Consider the following 14,395-nt stretch of genomic DNA (forward strand, 5'->3'; position numbering starts at 1 on the left):
ATATTGTCATTGATTTTCAAAGAAATAAAAAAAGTGCAATTTCTATAGAAATTGCACTTTTAAATTATAGTTATGATTTATAAATCAAATGAATTACAATGTTTCTTTTAACCACTTGAAAAATTCTGTATGCCAAATCACAGAATTTTGTGGTTTTAACACCCAGTGATTTTCTTCAGGGAAATAAATAAAACGAGATTTGATTCCTTTCAATTGTAAAATTTGATAAGCCTCTTGTCCTTGTCCCATTGGCACGCGATAATCATGACCTCCAACATAAATTAACATTGGCGTATTCCATTTATTTACTAATTCTGTACTACTTGGATCAAATTTAGAGTACGTTTTTTGCGCAGCTTTGTTATTTGTTTCCCACCAAGCACCACCAGCATCCCAGTTTGTAAAGAAAATTTCTTCTGTAGTTCCGTACATCGATTTCAAATCGAAAACACCATTATGTGCAATAAAAGACTTGAAACGACCTTCGTGAATACCTGCTAAATAATAAACAGAATATCCTCCGTAAGATGCACCAACAGCACCAAGACGATCTTTATCTACATAAGATTCTTTCGAGATATCATCAATCGCAGCCAAATAATCTTGCATTACTTGTCCTCCCCAATCTTTAGAGATTTGCTCATTCCACTCTACTCCATGACCTGGCATTCCACGACGGTTTGGCGCAATTACAATATACCCTTGTGCTGCCATTAATTGGAAATTCCAACGAGGAGAATAAAATTGAGTTAAAGCTGATTGTGGTCCACCTTGACAATATAATAAAGTTGGATATTTTTTATTCGGATCGAAATTTGGCGGATAAATTACCCATGCGAACATTTCTTTTCCGTCTGTTGTTTTAATTTTACGTGCTTTTACATCACTCAACGCAATATTATCAAAGATGTCTTTGTTTTCGTTTGTTAATTGTGTTAATGCTCCAGATTTTAAATCAACTACATAAATTTCTGCTGCGTGATTGATATCTGTTTTTGTAACAATTGCTTTATTACCAACAATTTCTTTGATGTCTGCAATGTCAAAATCACCTTTTGTAATTTGTTTGATGAAAGGCATTTTTCTCATTTTGAAGTTTACATCAACCTCAAATAATTGAATTGTTCCTCCTACTGGCGCATTGAAATAAATTTTGTTACCATCATTGCTCCATTTATAACCTTGTACGGTTCCGTCCCAATGTTTTGTAATATTCATTTCGATATCACCACGACGAACGATTAAGTCATTTTTATCTGCCTCGTAACCATCGCGCTCCATGCTCAAAAATGCAAAATCTCCTTGAGAAGAAAAACTTGGTGTATTGTCATAACCCATTTTTCCTTCTGTGATATTTTTCGTCGTTTTCGTTGCTAAATCGTATTGATAAATATCTGTATTTGTGCTTAATGCGTAATCTGTTCCGAATTTCTTCTTAGAAACATACAAAACTTTTGTTCCATCTGGCGTCCAAACAAATTCTGATACAGAATATGGTTCGTCTTTTAAAACATCAATTTTAGTCGAACCTTCTTTATTTTCTGATACAAATAAATGATCGTAATTACCATCATTCCAAGTATCCCAATGTCTGTAATTTAATTCGTTATAAATCTGCACATTCGATTTGTCCATTTCTGGATAATAATCAGAACCAAAAACCTTTTGTAATTTAACTTTATCAGTTTCTGCTTTATATTGTTGAGATTTATTCAACGATTCATCAGCCAAAAGCGTTTTATAATCTTCGATTTCCGAAGCTTTTCCTCCTGCCAACGAAATCATATATGTTTTCGATGTGTCTTCTTGTGTTTTTACGTTAGTAGAAGTTACTTTATAAATCAGATTTTTTTGATCTTTTGTTACTCCAACTGGAGCTACTTTTTTTACTTGCCAAAGAAGTTCTGGCGTCATTACTTTTTGTCCCATTGCTGTTGTCGATATCAAGATACTTGCGACTAATACAGAAAATCTATTCATGTTAATTTCAAATCTAAATAATTGTAAAAGTAACAATTCTTTATGGAGAAAGGTAAAATTTATAAATAAAAAAAGACATCATCCAGTACAAATTGTACTTAAATGATGTCTCCGCTAATAATTTTTTCAAATCGTCTAATCGATTCTTAAATTTAGGCTATATATTTTATATTAAACCACTTAATTAAAAGTTTAACTTATTTTTATGAGTAAAAACTGGAATAATTGCTCCAAAAACTAAATTTTGTTGAGAGAATACAATATCCTGTTTTGCTTTATCCGCTTTGTTTGCAGTTGTACGAATATCACTCAAATTAGCATATCCACCTTTTAATTCGGCTTGTACAAAGAAATAATCCCAAAAAGTAAAGTTGATCCCAACCATTGCAGCTGTAGCAAAACCTGCTAAGTGAAACTCATCATAACGTTCGTTACCCATCAATTTTACGTTAGAACGTGGATATAAAATCCCTGCTCCCAAACCAGCTGTTACGTTAACATCGATTCCTTTTCCGTTTTTTGTAATTGGAAAATGTTGAATATTATCAAAACGACGAACCTCTAAATTAGCATAGTTCAAACCATCTGTATGTTCAAACGTTAAGAAATCTTCTGTTAATTTTTGATCGACATTATTATATGTTCCATCGTAATCTGAACCTGTATTGATGTGACCATTCATTTTTACAACTTGGTCTTGATCCATCACATATTTCATGTGGTCAATCCCGAAAGAGATATTCCAATTATCCGAAACAAAGTAACCTAAACGGAAGTTATATTGCGGAATCGTCATAGAACTTGGATTGAAATACTTGATTCCAAAAGAAGTTTGACGGTCATGAGCTGCTACATTATCTAACGTAAAATCGTATCCATCTCCTTTGAACTGAATATCTGATTTTGTATACTGCGCGTGATTCCAACCCCAATAAACATAAAATTTACCTTTATTATTTTTTCCTTGCCCGAAAGTAGTTGCAACCAAAGCAACTAAAAACATTACACTTATATACTTTCTCAAAATTTAACTTTTTGCAAATTTATTCTTAAAAAAATTGAGTAAAAATGATTTATGATATCAATTTTATATCTAGACAATATTTAAAATCAATAAACATTGTTAAGCGTCATAAAATAAAATGATAAATATTTATTAAAAATGATGTTCTCTATTTTGTAATTAAAAATTAAAATATATTTTTGTGACATAATGAAAGACTACCTGATAAAACATAGCATCGGAATTTTTTTCACGCTTCTTTTGGTGTTCAGTACGAACATGCAAGGGTTGGCGGGCTATATGGATTATCAGATGAGATTGGAGCAGCAAGACGAAAAAGATTCTTCTGACAATGATCAAAAAGCTTTGTTTTCTCAAACTTCAACTGAAGAAGAAAATAATCAGAAAAATTCTTCGAGCGAAATTACAGAAAAAATACATTATTTCCACGAAATAAAATTGTTTACATTTTTTAATGTGAAACAAACTACACATTCGGATTTTCATCATTCTAATGCATATGCATCTTTAGATAATGGTGTGACAACTCCACCTCCAGAATTAGTTTAATTTTTTAATTGATTTTTTGCATCATCCTATTCAAATCTATTGAATGGATAGCAAATTTATTTTTATCATTTCAAATTATTAAATAATTCATTTTAAAACTATTATGAATCTTTTTCAAAATTGGAAAAAGGACATACCTGCGAGTATTGTTGTCTTTTTCGTTGCATTGCCTTTATGTTTAGGTGTTGCGTTGGCCAGTGGTGCGCCTTTATTTGCCGGAATTATTGCGGGAATTGTAGGAGGAATTGTTGTTGGTCTTATTTCTAAATCTCAAATTGGTGTTTCTGGTCCTGCGGCTGGTTTGGTCGTTATTGTATTAACTGCTATTACAGATTTGGGTGCTTACGAACTATTTTTAGTCGCGGTTGTTATCGCCGGAATTTTTCAAATATTACTAGGTATTCTAAAAGCCGGAGTTATTGGTTATTACTTTCCATCTTCGGTGATTAAAGGAATGTTATGTGCGATTGGTATTTCAATTTTCTTGAAACAAATTCCATTAGCGTTAGGCTATACAGAAACATTTAGTTTTAGTAATTTTAGTTTAGATTTTATCACGCCAGGAGCCATTATTATTACAGCAATCTCTTTATTTATCTTGATTGTTTGGGATAATATTTTAGGAAAAAAATCAAACTTTTTCAAATTATTACCAGGATCATTAGTAGCTGTATTAGTGGGTATTTTGTACCAAGTTACAATTGGTGATACCAACCACGAAGTATTTTCTATCGATCACAATTTATTAGTAAAAGTTCCTGTTCCTGAAAGTGTTTCAGATTTCTTAGGACAATTTACTATGCCCGATTTCGCCTCTGGATTAACAAATCCTATGGTTTGGCAAGTGGCATTTACAATCGCAATTGTAGCATCATTAGAGACTTTATTATCTGTAGAAGCAACTGATAAATTAGATCCTTTAAAGCGTCAAACACCTACAAATCGAGAATTGATTGCACAAGGTGTCGGAAACTCTTTAGCTGGTTTAATTGGAGGTTTACCTGTTACGCAAGTTATTGTACGTTCATCTGCAAATGCAATGAGTGGCGGACTTACAAAACTTTCTACAATTACGCACGGTGTTTTATTATTAGTGAGTGTAATCTCTATTCCAATGTTTTTAAATTTAATTCCAAATGCGGTTTTAGCCTCTATCCTATTGGTTATTGGATACAAATTAGGTAATCCCAAACAATTCTTAGATATGAAAAAATTAGGAAAAGATCAGTTAATTCCGTTCGCAGTAACAGTTATTGCAATTTTGGCAACAGATTTATTAAAAGGTATCATCATTGGTCTTATTGTTGGTGTAGTGGTTTCGTTAATCAAATCGTACAACAACTCGCACGTAATGTTGGTGAAAGAAGGAAATGTTTTCCATATGAATTTTGCTGAGGAGGTAACGTTTGTAAACCGCGGTGCAATTGTAAAAGAATTAGATGGTTTGAAACCTGGTTCTAATCTTGAATTAGATGTTCGTAAAACACGAATTTTAGATTATGATATTATTGAATATTTAGATGAATTTAAAGTCAAAGCAAAAAATAATAACATTAATATTCGACTAATTTCCGAACGTGGAACAGTCGATAATCCCCCATCATTCAGAGAGTTTTTTGGTTACGTGTTGGTTGCCGGGGCTCATTAATCTGTAAAAAACATATAAAAATTAAAACACACACAATAAAATTAAATATAATGAAAGCACATACATCAGAAACTCAAGCGACAACAACTCCAGAGAAAGCGTTAGAATTTTTAAAAGAAGGAAATGCAAGATTTGTTCAAAACTTAAAAGCAAACAGAGATTTACTTTCGCAAGTGAATGATACAAGAGAGGGACAATGGCCGTTTGCGGTTGTTTTGAGCTGTATTGATAGCCGTACTTCTGCGGAACTAATTTTCGATCAAGGTTTAGGAGATATTTTCAGTGTACGAATTGCTGGTAATTTCGTTAATCAAGATATTTTAGGTTCGATGGAATTTGGAACAAATGTGGCTGGCTCTAAATTGATTGTTGTCTTAGGACACTCTAAATGTGGCGCTTTGAAAGGCGGATTAGACGCTGAAGCAATTCACAAAACTGGAATGAATAATTTGTGTCATTTGGTTGATCATTTCAATCCAATTATCGACGAAATCATTCAAGAAGGTGAAGAACGCTCTTCTAAAAATGCAGATTTATTAGAAAGATTAAATCACCAAAACGTTATACAAACCATAGAAGATATTCGTAACCAAAGTACAACCTTGAACACCTTAGAAAAAGAAGGGAAAATCAAGATAATAGGTGCAAACTACTGTGTAGATTCAGGCGTTGTAACTTGGTTATAAAACAATTAATTCTTTAGATATTTTTTAGTAATGTAAAAGCCACTCGCAGAGTGGCTTATTTCTATTAATCATATTATCCATATGATTTTTCATCATTTTATTTAGCTTCGGATTATTTTTTAAACCTTCTCTAGCTAATTCTTCAATTCTTTTGCTTTTTACAGCTTTCTCTCTTAATTCATCATCTATATTACTGTCATTCAAGTCAACTTCTCTATAAAATCTTCTTCCTTTTTCATCATAATCATCAAATCTTACTAAATCTTCTTCTTTTTTAATATGTACTTTATCATTAAACCATATTTTTGAGACTTGATACGACACAAAAATTGTAACAAATTGTAATAAAGTTAACCAAGTTGTAAACACCTCAATAATTGTATATATGATTGACAAAAAAATAACAATATTTCTTATTTTTTTTCCAAAAAATGATGATAGCTGAATAATGAAGAATATTATTATTTGATAAGCAAGTATAGACATATATAGTTTTTTAAAATTTAATTCACCCAATAACTCACCCCTCCATGATGTGAACATGCACCACTTCCTGTTGCTTGTGAAAAAGAACCATCGTTACAAATCGCTCCAGATCTTGAAGGTGTATAATTATAATTTTGGTTATAATTTTTATAATTAATTACTGTATCACAAACACTTACATTATTATAATTATTTTTTTGTAAATCATAATAATCATTTTTGATTATTTTATCTTTCTTAACATCTGATTTAAAAAAGATTGATGTAATTCCTGACATCAAGCCGCAAAAGGCCAATAAAATTATACAAGTAATTAAAAAATTAAAACAACCTTTCATATTTTTCAAATATAAACAAATTCAATAAACTTTTTAAGTAAGTAATTTATTTATCTAACAAATTAAAATATACAACCTACTCAACAACGTCCACAACCAAGCTGACGACTTTCTAAACCCCGTTAGCCTCCAAATTAACTAAGCTGACAGTGTCTTTTACCAAGCTGGCTTGGTTGTGAACCAAGAAAACGAGGTTATCTAACCCCAAATTTGACGTTCCTGACATGGTCAGCTAAGTTCTGGACGTAATCAACTAGGTATAAAACCTCATCAGCTTACTAAAATACAAAGCTAGCTTACTTCGGGACACAGTCAGCTACGTTTGAAACGTACTCAAGATCCATTAAAATCGCTCGAATTGACAAATTTTCACATCAACACATTAACTCATTTTCAAATTACCCCTTCTTCGGCAACTCTTTCAAGAAGTTATATCGTTTTTGGACAAAATCCATCATACAATAAAAATGATTCAAACCATTTGTTACCATCAACAATTGAGAACCTAACACAATATTGTAACGCGCAATTTGATCAAAAGTTGCTTGCGAAATTGCAATATGTGGCGCTTTACATTCAACCATAATAAATGGTTTTTCTTGCTGATAAACGACAATATCTGCACGTTTTCGCATTCCTGTAATATCAATTGCAACTTCCAATGCAATCGCCGAAGTTGAATAACCCAAATCGTTGATTAAATAATTCAGAACGTGTTGCCTAACCCATTCTTCGGGCGTATAGACCAACCATTTTTTTCGAATCAAACAAAAGATATACAATTTATCTTGGGCTTGTTTCAATCTTATTTGGTATTTTTCGGAAAAATTTAATTGTACTAATTCAGTCATTGTATGAGTCCTGTAGAATCTTTGATCAAAGATATAAAAAACAAAAACTATAAACCGATTTACTTCTTGGCGGGCGACGAGCCGTTTTTCATCGATCAGGTAACTGATTTGTTGGAAGCGAATATTTTACCAGAAGAAGAAAAAGGTTTTAATCAAACAATAGTTTATGGACAAGATGTAGAAATAGGGCAATTAATAGGAATGGCGCGTCAATACCCGATGGGTGCAGAAAAATCTGTAGTGATTGTAAAAGAAGCGCAACATCTTAGCCGTTCGATAGATCAGTTGGAAATGTATGCAAATCAAGTACAAGATTCGACGGTTTTAATCATCAATTACAAAGGAAATTCACTTGATAAACGCAAGAAAATCTATAAAGTTCTGAATGAAAAAGGGTATTACCACGAATTCAAAAAGATTTATGAAAGCGAGTTACCTTCTTGGATAGAACAAAAAGTTGCAAATAATCAATTTAAAATTGAACAGAAAGCAAAGTTTTTGTTGACAGAATATGTGGGAGCTGATTTATCTCGTTTGAACAATGAATTAGAAAAACTCTTTACAATTGTTGGTGCAGATAAAACTATCACACCAAATCATATTGAGGAACATATTGGGATTAGTAAAGATTATAATGTTTTTGAACTTCGCAATGCAATCGAAACGAAGAACATCGAAAAAGCATTCAAAATCATTAAATATTTCGAAAAAAATCCGAAGGATAACCCATACGTCGTTTCAATCACAACAATTTTTAATCTGTTTACAAACATCATTCAAATACATGTTACGCCAGATAAATCGAAGCAAAATTTGGCAAAAGTATTAGGAATTAATCCGTATTTTGTACAAGGAATGATGACCGCTGCGAGTAATTATCCGCTAAAAAAAGCTACGAGAATTATCTCATTTATTCGCGAATATGATTTGAAAGGAAAAGGTGTTGGAACTACTGGAAATGTGACGCCAAGCCAATTGCTGATTGAATTAGTGTATAAAATTATGAATCTATAATTTTCATCTATTTATAGAATCGAGAAAACTAAATAAGAAATACTAAATTTGTAAAAAAATAAAACAACACAATGGAAAATAACGTAAGAGATGTTATCATAATAGGATCTGGACCTGCGGGTTATACAGCGGGAATTTATGCTGCACGCGCAAACATGAATCCTTTGATTTTAACTGGTATGGAGCCAGGTGGACAATTAACAACAACAACGGATGTTGAGAATTTCCCAGGTTATCCAGAAGCAGTTACAGGACCAGAATTGATGGCTGATTTACAAAAACAAGCTGAGCGCTTTGGAACTGAAATAAAATACGAATATGTAACGGAAGTAACTTTTGGAGAAAAAGAAGGTGATGTACATACTGTAAAATCAAACAATGGAACTTACCAAGCGCGTTCTATCATTATTTCGACAGGTGCAACAGCGAAATATTTAGGATTAGACGATGAAACTAAATACGCTGGTAGCGGTGTTTCGGCTTGTGCAACTTGCGATGGTTTCTTTTACCGCGGTAAAGATGTTGCTGTAGTTGGTGGTGGTGATACCGCTGCTGAGGAAGCTACTTACTTATCAAAACTTTGTAACAAAGTTTATTTATTGGTTCGTAAAGAAGAAATGCGCGCATCTAAAGCTATGCAAGATCGTGTTACAAATACACATAATTTAGAGGTTTTATACAACCACGAATTAATTGGTTTAGAAGGAAACAATGTTGTTGAAAAAGCTAAAATCATCAACAATATTACAAATGAAGAAAAAGAATTAATCATTGATGGAGTTTTTATCGCGATTGGGCATAAACCAAATACAGAATTATTCCAAGGGAAATTGGATATGGACGAAACAGGATACTTAATCACACAAGATCGTTCGTATAAAACAAATGTACCAGGTGTTTTTGCTGCTGGAGATGTACAAGATTCTGTTTACAGACAAGCAATTACTGCTGCTGGTTCTGGTTGTGCTGCTGCTTTGGATGCTGAGCGTTATGTTGCAGAATTCTTTGAAGCATAATTATATTTTTAATAACATATCAAAAAAACTCAACCAATTGGTTGAGTTTTTTTGATTCTTATTGTCTAAATCGTTCAAATTGATGCCAATATTTATCTAATGTAAATAGAAATTGAAATCTCGAAGCAACTACAGATTTTATTACAAATATGTCAAAATATTTCCTCTGGTTTTCAACCAACCTGTGATACTATATCTTGGTCGATTAACAGTTTTTACTTCGTGCGGAATAGTTTTACTATCAAAAACAGCCAAACGACCAGCAAGAGGTAAAATATCTAATTCTTTTTCAACCTTATTTTCATCTGCCAAATACAAGGTCAATTGTCCGCCAAATTCATCTTTCCATTCTTCATCATTCAAATACAAAACAATAGAAAGTGTGCGTCTATCATCATTCTTAAAAGCATCAACATGTTTTTGGTAAAATGTCCCTTCTGGATAAATAGCGTAATGAAATTCACTTTCCTCAATGCCCATGTAGCATGTTAAATTGAGATAGTCAATAAAATCATTGATTTTTGAGAAAAAAATTTCTTCCGTTTCTGTTTTATTTTCTTCATCAATCCATCTGATTTTATCGCCTCTGATTGATTTAACAATTTGTTCGTTAACCGAACTTCCGACGGCTGCTTGATGAAAATCTGTTATATTTTCTTTTCGAATTATTGCTTCGCGAAGTTGCTTTGTTTCCTCTGTTGAGAAAAAAAAGTCTGAAATAGAGTATTTTTGATTTGATAAGTCATCAATAATCTTTTCATAAATTGGGTTTAATGTAATATTACTCATTCATTATTATGAAAACTTCAGTAAAAATATATTTTATTACGAAAAACATAATCATATTTTTGAGTTTTTTTCAAAAAAAAGAACAGAAAAAATCTGTCCTCAAAAAATAGTTTTAATTATCAATTACTTAAACCAGTCAACTTTATTCAACTGATAAATAAAATTTAATTTTGACTCTTCTCCAAAATATTCAATTTGCTCTTCTTTCACTTTTTTGCAACCCAAGCGCTCTACAGCAATCTGCGAACGTACATTATCAGCACCAACATGCAAATAAATTTTGTCAACAAACTGAAAAATATAATCAAACATCAATTTCTTAACGGACGGATTAAAGCCTTTTCCCCAACAATTCGTCGAATAAAACGTATATCCAACCAAAATAGACGAATCTTGCTCATTATAATCGTAAAAACGAGAACTACCAACAACTTGATTTGTCTGTTTATCAATAATCTTGAAAGCGCCTTTACTTTGAATTGCTCCTTCGAAAAAATTCATAAAAACATCTCTTTTCCAACGATTTTTATTCGGATGCTGTTCCCAAACTTTCGGGTCCGAAGCAGCTAAATAAAGCGCTTCAAAATCATTTTCATTGAGTGGTTGAAGTTCTACCAAATCATTTTCTAAATTGGGCTGAATATTTATCATTTGTTTCATTTAATACAATACTAATTTACATTTTTCTTATACGATATTCATTAAAAATGATAATTAATTCATTGAAAATTTTTACATAAACTTTCTTAAAATGAAATCAGATAACTAAACTCAAAAAACAATTGGACTTTTATGGGAAGTCTATGAAAAGAAGCAAATTCTAGAAAGATTTCAAAGAACTTAATTAAAATGACAACCGAAGGATATACCCTTAAAGTTATTAAGATTGGACAATTAGAACTCTATAACCACAACAAGTTTCATTCAGAATTTTGTAGACGCTTATATAAAAAGGCTTGAACAATTAACAAAATAAATCTTGAATTTTATTGATTATTATTATACGACTAACTAACTTCACAGAAAAAATATGTTTTTAAATTTTGAAGATAAAGCCAGTCTTATTTCTAAACTAAAAAGTTTAAAAGTAGATCAACAGCCAGAATGGGGAATTATGACACCTCAACACATGGTTGAACATTTGATTGTAACCACTAAAATTTCAAATGGAGGTTTAACAGTACCTTGTCGAATTCCTGCAGAGCAAATACCCCAATACAAATCCTTTTTATTAGAATCTGATCATGAAATGCAAAAGGGGATAAAAGCAAATGGAATGGAAGGTTTACTAGATTTACGTTACCATTCTTTAGAAGCTGCAATAGAAAAATTAGAACAAGAAATTGATAAATTCAATTCATATTTCACAGAAAATCCTGATGCTAAAATTGTCAATCCTGTTTTAAATGATATTGGATACGAAGATTGGAAAACATTTCATAAAAAACATTTTACACATCATTTCAAACAGTTTGGTTTGATGTAATTCAGATAAAATAAAAGCTCAGTTATAAACTGAGCTTTTATTTTATTTATACCAACTACTATACATCAAATAATTATTGGCGATTCTTTCTATTTCACCTTCTTTCAATTCTTTTGGAACATCTTTAATTTTTTTCGCTGGAATTCCAGCCCATAATTCTCCTTCTTTTACATGCGTTCCTTTGGTTAAAATCGCACCAGCGGCAATCAAAGAATTAGATTCAATAATGCAGTCATCCATCACAATTGCGCCCATTCCAACCAATACATTATTGTGTATTGTACAACCATGTACAATTGCATTATGCCCTATCGAAACATTATTTCCAATTGTTGTTGGCGATTTTTGATACGTTGCATGTATCGTTGCGTTATCCTGAATATTTACTTTGTTTCCCATTTTGATATAATGTACATCTCCACGCACAACTGCTGAAAACCAAATTGAGCAATTATCTCCCATTTCTACCTCTCCTACAACCACAGCATTATCCGCTAAAAAGCAGTTTTCACCGAACTTTGGTGTGTGTCCATTTAATTCTTTAACTATTGCCATAACAAAATCTATAATTCTAATGATAAAGATACATTTTTATAGCGTATTTTTGTAGAACTATGAGAGTATACGAAGAAATTACACCTAATAATAATGTGATGAAGTTCGTTTGTGACGAGACTTTAACACAAGGTGGCGTGGAATTCGATAAAGAATCTACAGCTACCGAATCTCCTTTAGCGCAAGTTTTATTGACTATACCATTTATTCAAAAAATATTTATCACAGCGAATTTTGTTGCGATAGAAAAAATAGATGCTGTTGATTGGGCTGATGTTACAGAAGATTTGAAAGAAATTATCAATGAACATTTAGAAGAAAACGCAATTTTAGCACCAATGAAAAAGGCTCCTATTTCTATTTATGCAGAAATGACGCCTAATCCTGCTGCGATGAAATTCGTTTCAAATTCTATGTTAGCGCCAGAAATCATCGAAATAAAATCGAAAGAAAAAGCTGCTGGAGTTCCATTAGCTGTTGCGATTTACAAAGAATATCCTTTTGTTGAAGAAGTTTTTATTGTTGATAATTATGTTTCTTTAACGAAAAACGAAACAGAAGATTGGTCACTTTGGGCGATGGATGTTCGTTCGTTTATTACGAATTATTTACAAGCTGGAGGTCCTGTTTTTGATGAATTTTATGAATTCACAACAGAAGCTCCTGAACATGTTGTGGTAAAACCTGCTGAAGAGTTTTCTTCTGTTGAGCAACAAATCAAAGCTATTTTAGACGAATATGTTCAACCAGCAGTTGCAAATGATGGTGGAAACATAGAATTAATTGAATTTGATGAAGAAACGAGAACAGCAAAAATGTTATTACAAGGTGCTTGTTCTGGTTGTCCGTCTTCTACAGCAACGCTTAAAAATGGTATCGAAGGTATTTTAAAACAAATGATGCCTGATGTTGTAGACAACGTTGAAGCTGTAAATGGATAAGATTAAAAATATTTTTATTTAAAAAATCTCAGAGCAAAATGCTCTGAGATTTTTTATTTTTTTTCTATTTTCCTCCACTCCTATTTGCTTCTTCTGCATTAGAAGTTTGACGTTTACTCACATTGATTTTTGAATTACCAAATTTATAAGAAACCGAAAAACGTATCGATTGCGAATCATAATATTGTCTAAACGATTGCGAAATATTTTGCACATTTGTCGACAATGTTGAAAGATCTGTTTTGAAAATATCATAAGCCATCAACGACAACGTTAATTTCTTATCCATCGCCAAATATTTAAAACCTATATCTAACGAAGAACTTGAACTATAATTAAATTCTCTGTTTTTTCCTTTTGGTGTAAACGTATAATTAGCTTGGGCCGTGAACGTTTTTTTAGTATTCAAATTCAGGTTATTATAAACCGAAAAATTAGCTCCATTTCCTGTATATTCTTTATCTAACACATCAATTTCATTGATTGATTTATTAAATACAAAATTAAATTCAAGATTAGATTCCCACCATTTATAAGGTTTTAGAGTTGATGATAAACTAATTCAGTAATTAGACATTTTATAATAATTTAATCGCTTAAATATTTGTGTTTGCATCAATTCTCCATCCAATTCTTATTCTTGATGAAAGACATTTTGACCAAAACCATCTTGTATATTTTGATAATAAAATTTTGCTTGTAAATAATCTTTGAATCCATAACTTAACTCGAAATTATACACAAAAGCTGGTTGCATAAAAGGATTTCCTTCTGTGTAAGAAATAGGATTACTGTACCATTTATCTGGATTTAATTCCCAAAAAGCTGGTCGTTGAATTCTTCGACCAAAATTAAAATTGAACGAATAATCTTCTGTTGGCTGATATTGAATATAAAACTTTGAAAAGTGCTTATCATAAAAATCAATTAGCAGAAAAAATTGTACAATTTTTAGAGAATTATCAATCGATATAAAACGAAAAAAAGAAGCTGTCTCAAAAGTGAGGCAGCTTTTTTTTTATGTTTTTCATA

15 protein-coding genes and 1 pseudogene are annotated in these 14,395 nt (G+C 31.6%); 7 read left to right on the plus strand and 9 right to left on the minus strand.

Going from position 1 to position 14,395, the window contains the following annotated elements; genetic code table 11:
- Positions 1-93 precede the first annotated feature (93 nt).
- Both B3R94_RS08260 and B3R94_RS08265 read right to left on the minus strand, forming a co-directional pair.
- Complete coding sequence (locus tag B3R94_RS08260; protein WP_038333627.1) at positions 94-1,980, minus strand: S9 family peptidase; 1,887 nt, start codon at positions 1,978-1,980, stop codon at positions 94-96.
- Positions 1,981-2,164: 184 nt separating this feature from the next.
- Positions 2,165-3,004, minus strand: coding sequence for a hypothetical protein (locus B3R94_RS08265; RefSeq protein ID WP_236688191.1), 840 nt, complete (start codon positions 3,002-3,004; stop codon positions 2,165-2,167).
- Between the two features lie 189 nt (positions 3,005-3,193).
- On the opposite strand from B3R94_RS08265, the gene B3R94_RS08270 reads away from it, so the two are divergent.
- The 3 genes from B3R94_RS08270 (at position 3,194) to B3R94_RS08280 (ending at position 5,887) form a co-directional block, all read left to right on the plus strand.
- Positions 3,194-3,553 (plus strand): hypothetical protein, encoded by a 360-nt coding sequence (locus B3R94_RS08270; protein WP_291100038.1) that lies wholly within the window; start codon positions 3,194-3,196, stop codon positions 3,551-3,553.
- Between the two features lie 103 nt (positions 3,554-3,656).
- A complete protein-coding gene (locus B3R94_RS08275; protein WP_038333625.1) occupies positions 3,657-5,201 on the plus strand; it encodes a SulP family inorganic anion transporter in 1,545 nt (514 codons plus the stop codon).
- Positions 5,202-5,251: 50 nt separating this feature from the next.
- On the plus strand, positions 5,252-5,887 hold the full coding sequence (locus tag B3R94_RS08280) for a carbonic anhydrase (RefSeq protein ID WP_280037400.1): 636 nt from the start codon (positions 5,252-5,254) through the stop codon (positions 5,885-5,887).
- A gap of 24 nt (positions 5,888-5,911) precedes the next feature.
- On the opposite strand, the gene B3R94_RS08285 is transcribed toward B3R94_RS08280, so the two are convergent.
- The 3 genes from B3R94_RS08285 to B3R94_RS08295 form a co-directional block, all read right to left on the minus strand.
- Complete coding sequence (locus tag B3R94_RS08285; RefSeq protein WP_291100042.1) at positions 5,912-6,373, minus strand: hypothetical protein; 462 nt, start codon at positions 6,371-6,373, stop codon at positions 5,912-5,914.
- Positions 6,374-6,390: 17 nt separating this feature from the next.
- Positions 6,391-6,651, minus strand: coding sequence for a DUF3761 domain-containing protein (locus B3R94_RS08290; protein WP_280051757.1), 261 nt, complete (start codon positions 6,649-6,651; stop codon positions 6,391-6,393).
- A 458-nt stretch (positions 6,652-7,109) separates the two neighbouring features.
- Positions 7,110-7,562: a type I restriction enzyme HsdR N-terminal domain-containing protein gene (locus B3R94_RS08295; RefSeq protein ID WP_038333621.1), complete on the minus strand. Its 453-nt coding sequence runs from the start codon at positions 7,560-7,562 to the stop codon at positions 7,110-7,112.
- Between the two features lie 3 nt (positions 7,563-7,565).
- Here B3R94_RS08295 and holA point away from each other — a divergent pair, with 3 nt between their 5' ends.
- Both holA and trxB read left to right on the plus strand, forming a co-directional pair.
- Positions 7,566-8,576: a DNA polymerase III subunit delta gene (gene holA / locus B3R94_RS08300; RefSeq protein WP_291100045.1), complete on the plus strand. Its 1,011-nt coding sequence runs from the start codon at positions 7,566-7,568 to the stop codon at positions 8,574-8,576.
- A 71-nt stretch (positions 8,577-8,647) separates the two neighbouring features.
- The gene (gene trxB, locus B3R94_RS08305; protein WP_125350129.1) at positions 8,648-9,592 is read left to right on the plus strand and encodes a thioredoxin-disulfide reductase; all 945 of its coding nucleotides are present in this window, start codon (positions 8,648-8,650) and stop codon (positions 9,590-9,592) included.
- A gap of 141 nt (positions 9,593-9,733) precedes the next feature.
- On the opposite strand, the gene B3R94_RS08310 is transcribed toward trxB, so the two are convergent.
- Together B3R94_RS08310 and B3R94_RS08315 are read right to left on the minus strand one after the other, a co-directional pair.
- A complete protein-coding gene (locus B3R94_RS08310; RefSeq protein WP_291100051.1) occupies positions 9,734-10,381 on the minus strand; it encodes a 2OG-Fe(II) oxygenase in 648 nt (215 codons plus the stop codon).
- Between the two features lie 123 nt (positions 10,382-10,504).
- Positions 10,505-11,041, minus strand: a complete 537-nt coding sequence (locus tag B3R94_RS08315; protein ID WP_313566657.1) for a GNAT family N-acetyltransferase — start codon at positions 11,039-11,041, stop codon at positions 10,505-10,507.
- Between the two features lie 370 nt (positions 11,042-11,411).
- On the opposite strand from B3R94_RS08315, the gene B3R94_RS08320 reads away from it, so the two are divergent.
- Positions 11,412-11,867 (plus strand): hypothetical protein, encoded by a 456-nt coding sequence (locus tag B3R94_RS08320; protein ID WP_291100054.1) that lies wholly within the window; start codon positions 11,412-11,414, stop codon positions 11,865-11,867.
- A gap of 42 nt (positions 11,868-11,909) precedes the next feature.
- Here B3R94_RS08320 and B3R94_RS08325 read toward each other — a convergent pair whose 3' ends face one another.
- On the minus strand, positions 11,910-12,422 hold the full coding sequence (locus B3R94_RS08325; RefSeq protein ID WP_291089333.1) for a gamma carbonic anhydrase family protein: 513 nt from the start codon (positions 12,420-12,422) through the stop codon (positions 11,910-11,912).
- Between the two features lie 59 nt (positions 12,423-12,481).
- Here B3R94_RS08325 and B3R94_RS08330 point away from each other — a divergent pair, with 59 nt between their 5' ends.
- A complete protein-coding gene (locus tag B3R94_RS08330; RefSeq protein ID WP_291063355.1) occupies positions 12,482-13,363 on the plus strand; it encodes a NifU family protein in 882 nt (293 codons plus the stop codon).
- 64 nt (positions 13,364-13,427) lie between these two features.
- Here the strand turns inward: B3R94_RS08330 and B3R94_RS08335 are convergent.
- Positions 13,428-14,336, minus strand: a pseudogene (locus B3R94_RS08335) (outer membrane beta-barrel family protein).
- Between the last annotated feature and the right edge of the window lie 59 nt (positions 14,337-14,395).

This window comes from Empedobacter sp. UBA7611 (assembly GCF_002484365.1).
In the GTDB taxonomy this organism is placed as follows: domain Bacteria; phylum Bacteroidota; class Bacteroidia; order Flavobacteriales; family Weeksellaceae; genus Empedobacter; species Empedobacter falsenii_B.

Coding starts and splice junctions, on each gene's coding strand:
- B3R94_RS08310 (WP_291100051.1), bottom strand. CDS start 10,381: ATGAGTAATATTACATTAAACCCAATTTATGAAAAGATTATTGATGAC.
- B3R94_RS08295 (WP_038333621.1), bottom strand. CDS start 7,562: ATGACTGAATTAGTACAATTAAATTTTTCCGAAAAATACCAAATAAGA.
- B3R94_RS08280 (WP_280037400.1), top strand. CDS start 5,252: ATGAAAGCACATACATCAGAAACTCAAGCGACAACAACTCCAGAGAAA.
- B3R94_RS08315 (WP_313566657.1), bottom strand. CDS start 11,041: ATGAAACAAATGATAAATATTCAGCCCAATTTAGAAAATGATTTGGTA.
- B3R94_RS08275 (WP_038333625.1), top strand. CDS start 3,657: ATGAATCTTTTTCAAAATTGGAAAAAGGACATACCTGCGAGTATTGTT.
- B3R94_RS08285 (WP_291100042.1), bottom strand. CDS start 6,373: ATGTCTATACTTGCTTATCAAATAATAATATTCTTCATTATTCAGCTA.
- B3R94_RS08325 (WP_291089333.1), bottom strand. CDS start 12,422: ATGGCAATAGTTAAAGAATTAAATGGACACACACCAAAGTTCGGTGAA.
- B3R94_RS08330 (WP_291063355.1), top strand. CDS start 12,482: ATGAGAGTATACGAAGAAATTACACCTAATAATAATGTGATGAAGTTC.
- holA (WP_291100045.1), top strand. CDS start 7,566: ATGAGTCCTGTAGAATCTTTGATCAAAGATATAAAAAACAAAAACTAT.
- B3R94_RS08270 (WP_291100038.1), top strand. CDS start 3,194: ATGAAAGACTACCTGATAAAACATAGCATCGGAATTTTTTTCACGCTT.
- trxB (WP_125350129.1), top strand. CDS start 8,648: ATGGAAAATAACGTAAGAGATGTTATCATAATAGGATCTGGACCTGCG.
- B3R94_RS08290 (WP_280051757.1), bottom strand. CDS start 6,651: ATGTCAGGAATTACATCAATCTTTTTTAAATCAGATGTTAAGAAAGAT.
- B3R94_RS08260 (WP_038333627.1), bottom strand. CDS start 1,980: ATGAATAGATTTTCTGTATTAGTCGCAAGTATCTTGATATCGACAACA.
- B3R94_RS08320 (WP_291100054.1), top strand. CDS start 11,412: ATGTTTTTAAATTTTGAAGATAAAGCCAGTCTTATTTCTAAACTAAAA.